The sequence below is a fragment of the Pseudoalteromonas sp. SG44-1 genome, assembly GCF_014164315.1.
GTDB classification, from domain to species: domain Bacteria; phylum Pseudomonadota; class Gammaproteobacteria; order Enterobacterales; family Alteromonadaceae; genus Pseudoalteromonas; species Pseudoalteromonas rhizosphaerae.
In genome coordinates this window covers 1-15,427 of record NZ_JACJEW010000036.1, presented here as the reverse complement: position 1 = coordinate 15,427, position 15,427 = coordinate 1, and the positions used below count along the sequence as shown (strand labels likewise).

7 protein-coding genes and 1 riboswitch are annotated in these 15,427 nt (G+C 39.3%); all 7 genes read left to right on the top strand.

Annotation, left to right across the window (positions count from 1 at the left end; genetic code table 11):
* Positions 1–126: 126 nt before the first annotated feature.
* Positions 127–320: riboswitch (Lysine riboswitch) on the bottom strand.
* Positions 321–510: 190 nt separating this feature from the next.
* A complete protein-coding gene (locus H5187_RS16015; protein ID WP_182798029.1) occupies positions 511–1,212 on the top strand; it encodes a DNA-3-methyladenine glycosylase I in 702 nt (233 codons plus the stop codon).
* A gap of 8 nt (positions 1,213–1,220) precedes the next feature.
* The gene (locus H5187_RS16010; RefSeq protein WP_182798028.1) at positions 1,221–2,636 is read left to right on the top strand and encodes a YdiU family protein; all 1,416 of its coding nucleotides are present in this window, start codon (positions 1,221–1,223) and stop codon (positions 2,634–2,636) included.
* A 463-nt stretch (positions 2,637–3,099) separates the two neighbouring features.
* On the top strand, positions 3,100–4,164 hold the full coding sequence (locus tag H5187_RS16005; protein ID WP_149980472.1) for an OmpA family protein: 1,065 nt from the start codon (positions 3,100–3,102) through the stop codon (positions 4,162–4,164).
* A gap of 276 nt (positions 4,165–4,440) precedes the next feature.
* Positions 4,441–7,038 carry a bifunctional aconitate hydratase 2/2-methylisocitrate dehydratase gene (gene acnB, locus H5187_RS16000; protein ID WP_149980473.1) on the top strand — a complete coding sequence of 866 codons (2,598 nt, stop codon included), beginning with the start codon at positions 4,441–4,443 and terminating at the stop codon, positions 7,036–7,038.
* Between the two features lie 495 nt (positions 7,039–7,533).
* Positions 7,534–13,056, top strand: a complete 5,523-nt coding sequence (locus H5187_RS15995) for a leucine-rich repeat domain-containing protein (protein ID WP_182798027.1) — start codon at positions 7,534–7,536, stop codon at positions 13,054–13,056.
* A gap of 379 nt (positions 13,057–13,435) precedes the next feature.
* On the top strand, positions 13,436–14,068 hold the full coding sequence (locus H5187_RS15990; protein ID WP_182794428.1) for a 2OG-Fe dioxygenase family protein: 633 nt from the start codon (positions 13,436–13,438) through the stop codon (positions 14,066–14,068).
* 9 nt (positions 14,069–14,077) lie between these two features.
* Positions 14,078–15,310 carry a cysteine desulfurase-like protein gene (locus H5187_RS15985; RefSeq protein WP_182768016.1) on the top strand — a complete coding sequence of 411 codons (1,233 nt, stop codon included), beginning with the start codon at positions 14,078–14,080 and terminating at the stop codon, positions 15,308–15,310.
* The last annotated feature ends 117 nt before the right edge of the window (positions 15,311–15,427 follow it).

Genomic DNA, 15,427 nt, shown 5'->3' with positions numbered 1-15,427 from the left:
CGAACTTATAAGTGATTCGAGGAGTTAATAAGCTTTTATGATTGGAGCCACATTAACGTCGTTCGAACTAATAATTCGAAGAGCGAATGGGCTTAATATAATAGGGCGCTATGGCCTTATTACGCTAAGACCAGAAGCTCTCCACCAAATATTTTAACAGCCAAGCTGTTATTGGTGACAGTCGCTGGGATTCAACCCAGTCGCCCGAAGTAAAACTTCACAAAAAGTGTTACTTCTCGGCGTTAATTCCCCTCACGTATGATCACTGGAGTGTGTGCTCCTCACATACGTTACCTGAATAACGCACCTCTTCTAGCCCATGGTGTAAGTTTTATCGTTTAAAACTCAAACCTTTAATAGGGGTAATGCGAAAGATTAAAGCATTTTAGCCGTCTAGGTGTCAAGGCTGGATATTTTTAAGTTTATTTTTAGCTGCAATGTGCTCCTGACATTTTTTTACAACGTAAATAGCGTTACAGTAAGCGTAATAACAAGCAGTGGTAGTGAGTAATGGAAAAATTTCAAGATATATATCAACGAGCGGCACAGCGAAAAGGTAGCGAAGTAATGTTACAGCAATTACTTGTTGCCCCTCAAAATGCAAAGCAATTAACTGCTTTACCTGATGATGCATGGCTTGAAGAGTTTACCCGCAAAATTTTTCAAAGTGGTTTTTATTGGTCAGTGATCAACAATAAATGGCCAGGTTTTCGGGAAGTATTTTGGGATTTTAGTGTGGCTAAATTATTAATGATGCCGCCAGATATGCTTGAGCAAAAAGCCACCGATGAGCGAATCGTTCGTAACTTTAAAAAAGTGCAAACGATCCCAGAAAATGCGTATATGATCCATGAAGTGGCAAGTGAACATGGCAGTTTTAGTCAGTTTATTGCAGATTGGCCGAGCGACGATATTATTGGTTTGTGGGGGTATTTAAAAAAGCATGGGGCGCGTTTAGGTGGTAACACCGGCCCTTATGCATTGCGAACCTTAGGGAAAGATACTTTTTTATTATCGCGTGATGTAGAAAGTTATCTCCGTGCTCATAAAATAATTGATGGCGGTTTACAAACTAAAAAGTCACTTGCCAACGCTCAACATTTTTTTAATGAATTGCAGCAACAAAGCGGATTAAGCCTACAAGAGCTCAGTCTGTTAGTTGCATACAGCGTGGGCGATAATCGCGTTGGTATACAAACAACCCAAGCTTAAGGAATACTATGAAATTAGTTGCTCGTTACACCCAGATTGCTGATGATTTTGCTGTGGCTGATCAGCCAAGTGCTGTTATTGCTCCAAACTTACTGCTGTGGAACGATACGTTAGCTAGGCAGCTTAATATTGAGGTTGTCACATCAGAACGTGCGGTAATTTTTTCTGGTAATCTTAATAACAGCGATGTTGCTGCTGTGGCATTAGGTTACTCAGGGCATCAATTTGGACATTTTTCACCGCGTTTAGGTGATGGGCGAGCACATTTATTAGGGGCTGTCACTGATCAGCAGCAACAGCTTTGGGACATTCAACTCAAAGGTTCTGGTGCTACGCCATTTTCACGTGGAGGTGATGGCCGTTGTGCAATCGGTCCTGCGGTACGTGAATATATAATGAGTGAGGCAATGCATGGGCTTGGCATACCGACGACACGTTGTTTGGCAGTTGTTGCCAGTGGTGAAACAGTTTACCGTCAACCACCACAACAAGGAGCCATTGTTACCCGCGTTGCTAGTAGTCATATACGTGTCGGTTCGTTTCAGTATTTAGCTGCGCAAGGTGACGTTACTGGTTTAAAAGCCTTAGCTGATTTAGCTATTGAGCGTCATTATCCTGAGATAAAGTCTACGGGCTCTGCGCGTTATTTGGCATTTTTAAGTGCGGTAATTGAAAAGCAAGTTAGCCTGATTGTTAGCTGGATGCGCGTTGGTTTTATTCATGGAGTAATGAATACTGATAATACGCTCGTCAGTGGTGAGACCATCGATTATGGCCCTTGTGCAATGATGAATCAGTTTGATTTTGATACTGTATTTAGTTCTATTGATCGCCAAGGTCGCTATGCTTTTGGCAATCAACCTAATATTGCTAATTGGAATTGTGCACGTTTAGCTGAAAGTTTAATTCCTTTAATTAGCGATGACGAAGAGCAGGCTGTTGAGCTATTAAGCCCATTAATAAATGGTTTTGCTGAGCAGTTTCATCAAGCCTTTACACAGATGTGGGCGAAAAAACTGGGCTTTGATGGTCATCAAGATGGCGATGCTGAATTAGTATCCGAGTTATTAACTTTACTGAAAACCCATCAGCTTGATTACACCAATACTTTTGACTCCTTAACAGAATCATTGCAAGGTCAGACTGCCATTCCGAGTGACTTGGCTGGTTGGTCTATTAAGTGGTTAGCCAGAACAAATACGCAAAGCTATCAGCTGATGCGCCAAGCCAACCCACGCTTGATCCCGCGTAATCATATTGTTGAAAGCATAATACAGCAGTATGAAAGTACTGGTGAAAGCAGCATGTTAGATGAATATTTAACGGCCTTGAGGTCGCCTTACCAATTGTTGGCAAGCCCTGCATTTTGGTACTCCCCGCCTGTTGATGGGGATACTAATTACCAAACATTCTGCGGAACATAATAACGCAGTGCTGATTGTTAGGCGTATTGTTCGTAAATTGAGCGACGATTAATGAATTGATGTGACTTATACATCCAGATCTTTAGTTAAAAGCTGTTATTTATTAATAATTATAAGAAATAAATATGCTTAACTACTTGTTGATTTAAAATTAACCAATATAATGCACTCATTAGCTTAAGCATTTAAATTATTAAAGCCAAAGATATTAGAAACGTTGTGGCTGAAATTGCAGTGATAGCAATTACAATGCTGACAATCGATAGATGTGCAAGTTAGGTAAAGTTTTTTATCTGAACTATAATGTAGGGCGCTTTATTTTAATAAATAGTTAAATTGCAAAATATGCATTTAAATATTTTCGTTAAGTAATGATTAACTAAAGATACGGTACTCTATGGTTAAACTTATTGAGCTAGGGTCTCTTAGCTACAATTTTAATTGTGAAAATGGGAAGGAAACAATGAAATTAAAATCACTTACTATTGCTTTAGCACTAGCTGCAACTAGCGCTTCAAGTTTCGCTGCTGAAAAAGAAGGTTTCTTTATCGGTGCTTTTGGCGATTATTACGATGCTTCATGGGAAAATGTCCGTGGAAGCGCAGGTACTAACGTTGATGATTCAACTGGTTGGGGTGCAGAAATTGGTTATCGTTTTAACGATTACTGGAGTGCACGTCTAGAATATGCTGATATGGATTTTGACATTTCAAATGCAAATCCTGCCATGAACGCAACAAGCATGGACGGCGACCGTTTAGGTATTGATGGTCTTTATCACATCAACGGCGGCCCTTTCTATGGTATTTTCGGTCTTAAGAAAATCGATATTACAGAAAACCTAACTTTTGCTAATCTAGGTGCTGGTTACCAACATTATTTCACTGATAATTTCGCATTTAATGCTGAAACATCTATTTATCAAGGTCTTGACCGTGGTTACACAGATGTAGGTGCTAAACTTGGTCTTAGCTATTTATTTGGCAAGCAAAGTTCAGCTGCTGAGCCAGTTAAAGCTGCTCCAGCTCCAGCTACAGTAGTACCTGTAGCAGTTGCCCCGGTAGATAGCGATGGTGATAACATCCCTGATGCAGATGACCAATGTGCAAACACACCAATGACAGATGCTGTTGATGGTACAGGTTGTACTTTATATGAAGACCGTGAAGTAACTAAAAGCTTGTTAGTAACATTCCCTAACAACGCCTCAAAAGTTGCTGGTAAATATGACAGCGGTATTGACCAAGTTGCTAGCTTCTTAAAAGAGCATACAGACACAACAGTATTACTTGAAGGTCATTCTTCAGCTGTTGGTAAAGCTGAGTATAACAAGTGGTTATCGAAAAAGCGTGCTGATGCAGTTGCTGCTAAGCTAATTGCTGATGGCATTGCTGAAGATCGTATTACTACTGTTGGTCTAGGCGAAGAGCGTCTTAAAAATACAGACAACACACCTGCTGCACACGCGGAAAACCGTCGTGTAGAAGCACACCTTAAGTCAATTGAGCGCGTGAAAGTTAAGCGTTAATAGCATTTGATTTATTAAAAACCCAGCAAGATGCTGGGTTTTTTTATGCCTAAAAAATAGCAATAATTCGCAGTTAATTAACATTCATGTGAATGGTTTTTTCCTAATTGGTTATTCACAGTATTTATAATGAGTATAGAATTTTGCTTGATTGCACGGATTTTCATCTATATTTAAAAGCTTTATAATTAATCGTCAGAATACTATAAGTATTGAGTAATTTTTCGCGAGAATGTGTATTACTGAATACTTTCACGTCACCAAGAGGGCAATATTGTGCTAGAAGATTATCGTAAACACGTAGAAGAACGTGCCGCGTTAGGTATCGTACCAGCGCCATTGGATGCTCAGCAAACGGCTGATCTTATCGAGCTAGTTAAAACACCACCTGCAGGTGAAGAAGAGTTTATTTTAGACTTATTAGTAAATCGCGTGCCGCCAGGTGTGGATGACGCAGCTTACATCAAAGCTGGCTTTTTAGCCGCAGTTGCTAAAGGTGAGGCAACTTCACCACTAATTTCAAAAGAAAAAGCAGCTGAACTATTAGGCACAATGCTTGGCGGTTACAACATCGCCCCCATGATTGAGCTACTTGACGAAGAAGCGCTTGCGCCAATCGTTGTTAAAGGTCTTGCAAATACGTTATTAATGTTTGATGCATTTTATGACGTTGAAGAAAAAGCAAAAGCGGGTAATGAATACGCTAAGCAAATTATTGAATCTTGGGCTGCTGCAGAATGGTTTACCAATAAACCTGCGGTTGCTGAAAAAATCTCAGTTACGGTATTCAAAGTAACAGGCGAAACAAATACTGATGATTTATCACCAGCGCCAGACGCCTGGTCACGTCCTGATATTCCATTGCATGCTTTAGCAATGCTAAAAATTGAACGTGACGGTATTACACCTGATAAAGCTGGTGAAGTTGGTCCAATTACACAACTTGAAGAACTAAAAACGAAAGGCTTACCACTTGCCTACGTAGGTGATGTTGTTGGTACTGGCTCTTCTCGTAAGTCAGCAACTAACTCTGTACTTTGGTTTATGGGCGATGATATCCCGTTTGTACCAAACAAGCGTGTTGGCGGTGTATGTTTAGGTAATAAAATTGCGCCAATCTTCTTCAACACAATGGAAGATTCAGGCGCATTACCAATCGAATTAAATGTTGATGAACTTAACATGGGTGAGCAAATCGATATCTTCCCTTACGAAGGTGTTGTTAAGCGTCATGGTACTGATGAAATTATTTCTACTTTTGAACTTAAATCTGAGGTAATTTTAGATGAAGTTCGTGCTGGTGGTCGTATCCCACTAATCATTGGTCGTGGTTTAACTGACAAAGCGCGTACATCTCTTGGCTTGGGTGCAACAGATGTATTTAAAGTACCAACAGCAACAGAAGTTTCTGATAAAGGCTTCACACTAGCGCAAAAAATGGTTGGTAAAGCATGTAACGTTGCTGGTATTCGCCCAGGTCAATACTGTGAGCCTAAAATGACAACTGTTGGTTCGCAAGATACAACCGGTCCTATGACGCGTGATGAACTTAAAGATTTAGCCTGTTTAGGTTTCTCTGCAGATTTAACAATGCAGTCTTTCTGTCATACATCAGCTTACCCTAAACCTATTGATGTAAATACTCACCATACGCTTCCTGATTTCATCATGAACCGTGGCGGTGTTTCACTTCGCCCAGGTGACGGTATTATCCACTCATGGTTAAACCGCATGTTATTACCAGATACCGTCGGTACTGGTGGTGATTCACATACACGTTTCCCATTAGGTATTTCATTCCCAGCTGGGTCGGGTGCAGTAGCATTCGCAGCAGCAACTGGTGTAATGCCACTTGATATGCCTGAATCAATTTTAGTCCGTTTTAAAGGCGAAATGCAGCCTGGTATCACATTACGTGACCTAGTACATGCAATCCCTTACTACGGTATTAAGCAAGGCTTATTAACCGTTGAGAAAAAAGGAAAAATTAACGAATTCTCTGGTCGTGTACTAGAAATTGAAGGCGTTGAGCACCTAACTGTTGAGCAAGCATTTGAATTATCTGATGCATCTGCAGAGCGTTCGGCGGCAGGTTGTACTGTTAAGTTATCTAAAGAATCTATTTCTGAATACCTAGAATCAAACATTGTGATGCTGAAGTGGATGATCTCTGAAGGTTACGGTGATGTACGTACGATTGAACGTCGTGTTACAGCAATGCAAGAGTGGTTAGCTAACCCAGAACTTATGGAAGCTGATAAAGACGCTGAGTACGCTCATATAGTTGATATCGATTTAGCCGAAATTAAAGAGCCAGTTCTTTGTGCACCAAATGATCCAGATGATGCGCGTCTTCTTTCTGATGTTGCAGGCGAGAAAATTGATGAAGTATTCATCGGCTCTTGTATGACTAACATTGGTCACTTCCGTGCTGCTGGTAAGTTGCTTGATGGCTTTAAAGGTCAATTACCGACTCAGCTTTGGGTTGCTCCACCAACTAAGATGGATAAAGACCAACTTACAGAAGAAGGTTATTACGGTATTTTTGGTCGTGTTGGCGCACGTATCGAAACTCCAGGTTGTTCACTATGTATGGGTAACCAAGCACGTGTTGCAGATCAAGCAACAGTTGTGTCTACCTCTACACGTAATTTCCCGAACCGTTTAGGTAATGGCGCAAACGTATTTTTAGCTTCATCTGAACTTGCTGCAATCGCTGCAATTTTAGGTAGGTTACCAACATCTGCTGAGTATCAAGAATATGCTGCGAAGATCAATGCAACAGCATCAGATACATACCGTTACTTGAACTTCCATCGCATGCCTGCTTACACTAAAAAAGCAGACAACGTGATTATTCAACAAGCTGTTTAAAAGTCTACTTGTTGCAAAAAAACCCACAATATGTGGGTTTTTGTTAAGCCTTTGTTCATTTTCACTTGACGAAAAGTTTTCTTAGTCTAGAATCTTACCAATAAAAAATTAACATATGTTATTAGTTGCCATGGAAAAGGCGATAACTTCCTTCATGCTATTAAAATAATCAATCAGCAATGAAAGGCACCATCGTAAACTCCTTAGCTAATTTCAATTTCATTTACCACATCAAATTACGCAGCATCAATATCTTTAGTGTACGAAAGAATAATTAGCCTATGAGAATCAGGGGATTGGGAGATTTAATAACTTGAGAATGATGATTCGAGCTTGAGGCTTCTGAGGTGTAATTCTTAAAGTATAAATATAAAAAGTTATAAGAACCGAAAACAAAATTTTAAAGCCACATTAAGCTAAGGCTTTTTTAAATTATTAAAGGGAAATGATTTAAACACAGCTCCCTCAATAGCATCCATTTAAAAGGGGAATAAAATGGGTTTTTTTGAAATAAAGCTACGCATAGGCTTACTAGCCAGTGCACTATTTTTAACTGGCTGTGGAGGCGGAGGTGATGATAGCGGTAGTACAACGCCAAAACCTGTTGACCCAGTTAACCAAGGCCCAATAGTTACACTAACGGCTGCAGATGAACAAATAGAACAAGAAACATTCACTCTTAAAGCGACAGCAAATGATACTGATGGTGAAATTTCGTCATATAGTTGGAGCCACGATGCGAGCTTTGACTTTATCAGTGATGGTCTTTCCAGTGCTGAAGTGAGCTTTACTTCCCCCGATATCAGTGAAGACATTACGGTTAATTTTACTGTAACGGTTACTGATAATGATGGTGCTTCAGCATCATCCTCTCAAGCGGTGCTCATCAAGCGTAAAGTATCCAATGTAACCATAACAGGGCTTGTTACTGATGAGCCAATTGCAAATGCTGAACTTGAAATTGTTGTTGGTGGTGAATCGTTCCAGGTTCAAGCAAATGATAGTGGTCGTTATACAGCGGTTTTAAATATCGATGAGTCATCAACTAAAAAGTTGGTAAGAGTAAAAGCGAAAGGACTAGATGCCTTAAACCCAGGTGTTGAGTTTGTATCGCAGCTAAGTTCAGTTGAAAAGCTTTTAGCACAAGCGGGCGAGGATAATACGCTTGATAGTAATGATAATTTTGGTGTCAATATCACTAATGTTACCACTGCTGAATTTGCACTTTTAACACGTGATGGTACAGAGCCTGCGAGTGAAGAAGAGCTTAATAGCGCACTGTTAAATGTTGATGCGGATGAGAAGATTCAGCTAGCAACACTTATTAAGATTGTTGTTGATAATCCAGATTATCAATTACCTGAAGGTATTAATAGCACGCTGGAGCTTGTTGCGAATGAACAAGTCGCGAAGCAGTTTGAAGAAGAAGTGATAGAGAAAGATCCTGAAATCATCGAAAAAACCAAAAAAGAAATTAAAGAAGATGATGCTCTAGTAACCGGCGCAACAGGTACGCTCGAGGGTAATTATATTATTAACTCACCTCGTTATCATACCAATACAGCATTCCACCTTAGCTTAAGGGCTGATGGAAGCGGGCAGTTTAGCTCTAATACCAGTAGTGCGATCTCTTGGGCTGAAAATGCAGGCGTTTATACATTAGACTTTGCTGAAAAAGTTACGATTTATCAAAATTCAGATGCAGAAAGTTCAGAGTCTGTAGTTTTAACTGGATTCAGCTTTACTGTATTGGCTGAAAACGATGTGTTTAGAACCATCGAAGTGACGCGTTCAACAGAGCGAACGGTTGTTAATAGCAACAGCGGTTCAGTTACAATGACGACTGAAGATGATGAAACATATACGACGAATCTAATATATAAAAATAAAACCATTTCATTATTAGCTGAACAGCTGGTAGGTGAGTGGGCACTTCATGTACAAGATAATGACTTTTATACTAGCTACGATCCCAACCTACCTGAAACTCTGCAATTTTATGCTGACGGTACAGGCGTTGTTGATAGTAGCGAAGCGTTTACTTGGCAGCTAAATAGCCATAGCTTAATTGTTAACTATGATGACGGCGGCGAAACAGGGCAGCTAGAGCTTTGGTTTACAAAAGCATTAAGTGGCGGCTATCAATTAGTTGGTCTTGATACGAGCTTTGATAAGCCGAGTGACACCCTAACGGGGCTATTAATCAAAAAACAAGCGGTATCGACTACGAATGATGATTTAATTGGTCGTTGGCATGGCTTTATCGGCACATCTCAATCGTATGATTTAAATATTTTTAGCGATGGCACAATGATGATCGGCCTAGGCATCACTGATTGGCAGGGGCATTTAAATGATGGTCAGTTTACACGTAAGCGTTTTATTTATAACAATGAAATTGTTACGTCATGTGAAGGCTTTGGTGCAAGTTGCTACCTTGAAAGTGAAATGATTCATGAGTTCATCAGTATTGTTGGTAACCTGTATTACATTAAGCGCACTCTAAATTACTATTTACCAAATGGTGAGATTAGGTCTCAAAGCGGTGCAATATTAGTTTATGAATACAGCAAAGACTTAACCTACAGCGCATTCACCGAAGAGCTATTAGAGAATTACACAGAGTTTTATTCAGCAGATGGACAAACAGATAGAATTTATACTGAATATGACGAAAACGGTAACGTAATATACGTTGTTGAATTAGAGGGGCAGACTTACACCGGCGCAACCTTTAATGACGGTGTATTAAGTTATGACCGAAATGGTGAAACGTGGCATCTTGAGCTTGTTTCATCAGATACCGGCAGCATTGTAGCTTGCCATTATCAAGATGGTGGCACGTGTAATGCTGCGTCACAAATTACTTACTTACCAAAGCGCCCTAAAGTTACCCTTAGCGCTAACTCAAGTGGCAATGGTGAAATTTCACCCGCATCACAAGCGTCATTTTTGTATCAAAAAGTTGGGTTTGAAATCATTCCTGACGACGGTTTCGTTTTAGACGTAATTGAAGGCTGCGATGGCTATATTGAAGGTAATCACTACATTGCATTTGCAAGTAACACTGATTGTGAAATTACAGCAACCTTTAAAGAGCAACAGCAAACAGTTGGTAGCTTCATTATTGGTAATCAAGATCTGTATTATGCAAGTGCTTATACTGTAGATCTTAATGAAGATAATACCGGCTATTTAACCTACAACGGTAAAGTTGATATTACTTGGCAAGAGGATAAGCAAGGTGTGATTGAAATCACCCCACAGCAAGCGTTTATTCTTAATGAATATCAAAATATAGAATACCCAGAGGGTTTTCCACTTGAAGTTAATTTTAAAGATATTGCTACAAGCCTGAGATTAAAACCATTACCAGAGAAAGGAATTAACTGGTATGAGTTAGATCGAGTAATCGAACAATATAAAGATGATGTGTTAGTTGATGAATACACAACTTCTTATGAAGTGAGTAAAACATCACTCGATCAACGTTTAGCTATTACAACCGATGATATCGCAGGACAATGGTCAGTTGACTTGGTCGGGGAAAAGACTGTTAATAAAGTAAATTTTAATCTTGATGGGTCTGGTGTATCTCATAATATAAGTGACTTATCCGAAGAGAATTTCACTTGGCAAATAGTTGATAACTCTATAGCGCTTTTCTTTCCTGAAGATAACGGAACTGAATCATTTTATATCACTAAAGGTTTAAATGTTGGTTACCAGCTTGTTACTCAAGGTATTTTTGACGGTGAGCATTATACAGATTCAGGCATCATGGTGCGTCGTAATGAACAACCAATTAGTGCAGATAACTTTGCTGGTCGTCACCAGTTTAGAGATGGTCATGACCTAGACACCCATTGGGGGGAAATACAAGTTTATGATGATGGAGAGGTTTTCTTTACTTTTGACACAAGCTCTTTTCAAGGAGGGTTTGAAGGTGGACATTTAAAACGTGATCGATATTCTGAATACGTTGATGGCATCTATCAGAGAGTTGATTGGTGCGATGTTTCTTTAGATACATGCACACTTGAGGGGGAGTTTATATATACCCTAGTCGCTGTTGATGGTCAGCGTTATTTTATAGAACGGACGCTTGGCGGTGCCGTAAATGGTGGAGACACTACAGCACATTTATATATACATGATTACACACCTTCAACAGATGTCGCTCAGTTTGAAGAACATAACTTAGTTTTTAGCCTTTATCAAAATGATAGTAATGGTATTGCTCGCTGGGCTGTTACCTATGGTTACTATGATGAAGTGCTAAATAAGCAACACTATATTTTTCAGATTGACGACACTGAACCTGTATATGTTGAGCTAGTTGATGGAAAGTTAGAGTTAACCCTCGACGGTCAAGATACTGTTATTGAATTAATTGATAACAACCGCCGTAATGTTACTTTCTGTAAGTACTTAAAAGGTAATAGCTGCTTAGAGCAAGATAAAGTTTACTTATCGTTTGATTTACCTATGCATACAATCACAGTTAATGGTGATGGTAATGGCTCATTAGCTGTAGGAGATGATAGTAATGTTGCTCATGGCTCAAATTGGTCGACATCTATTGAGCCAAATTCAGGTTATGAGCTTAATAGTATTTCAGGTTGTGACGGCTATGAAGATGGCAGTGATTATAGAATCCCTTATGTGAAAGAAAGTTGTCAAATTGATGTAACGTTTAAAGAGCTTATTCCGTTATCTACCCAAGCGAATATTACAGATCCTGCGCTTGCAATGTGTGTTGATAATTCAGGTGAAACAAGCTTAGAGAGTGTGATTGAATTAAATTGCCTGTGGAACAACTATGGTGAGATTACGTCTTTAGCCGGTCTAGAGGCCTTGCCTAATTTACAGATTCTTGAACTCTCAGACTTAAACTTGGGTCCCCATCTTGATTTATCTGCTTTTGAGCAATTAACAGAGTTTTCTAATGGTTATAACTATGGTTCTGAGCAGCAAACAAAAATAGAATCTATTCAATTTTACGACTCTAGTCTAATTACTCGCCTAGAGTTGAGTGGACAAAATCTTTCAGATATTGACTTATCTGCATATACCTCACTGCAGTATTTAACTTTGCATGATATGCCATTGACTCAGATTGATTTATCTAATCAAACACAATTAGTGCATTTAGACTTACAAGGCATAGAGTTAAATCAGCTAGACCTAATCTTTAACACTCAGTTAGAGTACTTAGCAATTAATAGTGGTAGCTTAACTGAACTCAATATTGGGCATTTAACAGAGCTAAGAAATGCGTTTTTATGGGGGCAAACGGGGGTAACAGAGCTTGATGTCACCAATTTAACGAAATTAACTCGCCTTGATATTGGTAAAATGGGGGTTTCAGTGCTTAACCTAACAAATCTCGTTAATTTAGAAAGCCTTAGCATTTCGTATACCTCAATAAATAATCTAGATTTTTCAGCTTTACAAAGCTTGACTTCATTAAGTATCGAAGGTATTGAGCAATCACTTGTGCCATGGTCACAGGTCTATCACATATCAAGTTTAACGATAGGTGGAGCTAATTATACAAGTTTTGATTTTTCGTCTTTTACTAATTTATCAAGACTAGGAATATATCAATCAGGTATTAGTGACTTATCGTCAATTGCTAATCCTGAGCTAATTTTATCACTGGATTTGTTTGGTAATTATCAGCTTGAACAGCTAAATATAAGTGAGATGACGTCTTTATACTGGCTGCAGGTGAATAACTCTCCAATTACGACTCTAGATTTTAGTAATAATAGCAATTTAACAGACGTCTATTCTAGACAGAATGCATTAGAGACTATTAGTGGAATAGAAGCTATTGCTGATAAATCAGCAAGGTTGGACTTTGATTATAATCCGCTAAGCAGTGGTACTGTTAGTTATTTAGATGATTTACGTGATAACCAAGGTTATTACAATATTTCGTATTCAGTAAACTACAGTGTTACTGTGAACGTTACTGGCAACGGTAGTGTTAGTGAATCTAACTTTCTATAATCAGATGGTGAAAGCCGCGGGATAAATTTATACCACTGATAGTGGTTATGAAGTTGTAAGCGTAACAGGCTGTGATGGTACTTGGGACTCAACTGACTATTATGAGGTAGGTCCAATCACAGAGTCGTGCGAAGTAAATGTTGAGTTTGTAGAAACAACACCTTAAGTTTATTGAATACTTTTTGTAGTTGATAAAACGACCACGCCACGTGGTCGTTTTTATTTTTAAATTAAAAATTCAATAAAACCCACATTTGGATCTTAATTTTATACTTTTAAACTCCTTTTATTAAATAAAGACGCAAAAAATCCTCTCTACTTGCATTAAAATCCCCTTCAATATTTATGAGTTAGTCTCTTATTTTTTAGGTGATATTTTATGACAGCATTAAACAACCAGAACCTATTACAACTTCGCTTTGTAAACCAAGCTCATATTGAGGCTGTTAAGCCATCGTTTGCTAATCTTCCGGCTAACCCGTATGCCGACGGTGCGTTTCGTAAACGCCGCTATTCAGTAATTAAAGTGCAAAATGATGAACTTGTTTTACAAGCCACAAAAGCATTTGTACAAGATGATTCAATCAATACTTTCCAAGGTAATGTTGAGCGCACTTACGAAAATTTAGAGCCGAGTTTATTGGCAAGCGAAGGGATGAAAAGTATCGTCAATGAGTTTCGTGCCATTACCGGTATTAGCGAACAGCGTGATATTGAAATTCATCAATTTCGTATGCTTGCTATTGAAAGTGATACGCCGCCTGCGCCAGAAGGTATTCATCAAGATGGCTTTGATCACGTTTGTATTTGTGGTGTATCTCACGAAAACTTAGAAGGTGGTGAGTTGTTGGTGTATGAAAATAAGCAAGCTGAGCCTTGTTTTAAAATGGAAATTAAAGACGGTATGTTTGCATTAATCAACGACCGTGAAGTATGGCACAACGCCACGCCGATGAATAAGATTGATGCAAGTAAAGACGGTTACCTAGATTGTTTCGTACTAACGGCTTAAGGAATGATAATGAATTTAACTAAACTTCGTCGTCAGTTTCCGGCACTTATGCAACAAGTTGCGGGTAAATCGCCAATATTTTTAGATGGCCCGGGTGGTTCGCAAGTACCACAATCAGTGCTTAGTGCAATGTCAGCTTACTTAGGTTATTACAACTCTAACTTAGGCGGCGCGTTTTTTTCAAGCGATAAAACCGTTGAGTTAATGGCCAATGCGCGTCAAGCAGCTGCTGATTTACTTAATTCCCCATCGCGCGATCAAATTGTATTCGGTGCGAATATGACTAGCCTTACTTTTAGCTTTAGCCGTGCGATTTCTCGTGATTGGCAAGCGGGTGATGAGATTATCGTGACTAATGCAGATCACTTCTCAAATGTATCCTCTTGGCAGCAGGCTGCAGAAGATAAAGGCGCAAAGGTTAATACTGTATTGATTAACGAAGCTGATTGCAGCTTAGATTTAGCGCATTTTACAAGCTTACTGAGTACTAAAACCAAATTAGTAGCCGTTACTTATGCATCAAACACTACCGGCTCTATAAACGACATTAAACGCATTGTTGAAATGGCTCATAGCGTAGGTGCTTTGGTGTATGTGGATGCTGTGCATTATGCGCCACATGAGCTGATTGATGTTCAAGCACTTGATTGTGATTTTTTGGCCTGCTCTGCGTATAAGTTTTTCGGCCCACATTTAGGTATGGTCTACGGTAAGCGTGAGCACCTTGAAGAGTTTCGACCATACAAAGTCGAGCCTGCCAAAGATGTTATTCCTGGGCGCTGGGAAACCGGCACGCAAAGCTTTGAAGCACTCGCAGGTTTAATTGCTGCTGTTGACTACATTGCAGATATTAGTGAGCTTGATGGTAGCTATTCACGCCGCGATAAATTAGCTTCTGCTTTTGCAAAAACTAAACAGCATGAAATGGCGTTAAGTGAGTACTTCCTTACTCGACTAGTTAACTATCCTAAGATCAAACTATTTGGTATTGATGATTTAGATCGTTTAGCTGAACGTACCCCAACTTTTGCTTTAACCTTTGCAGGGCTTGAGCCACGTCAGGTGTCTGAGTTTTTAGGTAAGCAACATATATGTGTGTGGGATGGTAACTTCTACGCTCAGGGCTTATGCAAGCAATTGGGTGTATTGGATACTGGCGGCGTTGTACGCATTGGTTGCATGCATTACAACACCATCGAAGAGCTAGATAAGTTATTTGATTTGTTTGATGAACTGATTTAAAGCTATAAGTCATAAGCTGTAAGTTTTAAGCGACCAGAGCGCTTGGTAAGCCTTGACATAAAATCTGAATTGAGTAGATTTTTGGCTTACCGCTTACCGCTTACCGCTTACCGCTTA

What these genes read in the sequence shown, in the direction of transcription:
- H5187_RS16015 (WP_182798029.1), top strand. Translation starts at nt 511, where the DNA reads ATGGAAAAATTTCAAGATATATATCAACGAGCGGCACAGCGAAAAGGT.
- H5187_RS16010 (WP_182798028.1), top strand. Translation starts at nt 1,221, where the DNA reads ATGAAATTAGTTGCTCGTTACACCCAGATTGCTGATGATTTTGCTGTG.
- H5187_RS16005 (WP_149980472.1), top strand. Translation starts at nt 3,100, where the DNA reads ATGAAATTAAAATCACTTACTATTGCTTTAGCACTAGCTGCAACTAGC.
- H5187_RS15995 (WP_182798027.1), top strand. Translation starts at nt 7,534, where the DNA reads ATGGGTTTTTTTGAAATAAAGCTACGCATAGGCTTACTAGCCAGTGCA.
- H5187_RS15990 (WP_182794428.1), top strand. Translation starts at nt 13,436, where the DNA reads ATGACAGCATTAAACAACCAGAACCTATTACAACTTCGCTTTGTAAAC.
- H5187_RS15985 (WP_182768016.1), top strand. Translation starts at nt 14,078, where the DNA reads ATGAATTTAACTAAACTTCGTCGTCAGTTTCCGGCACTTATGCAACAA.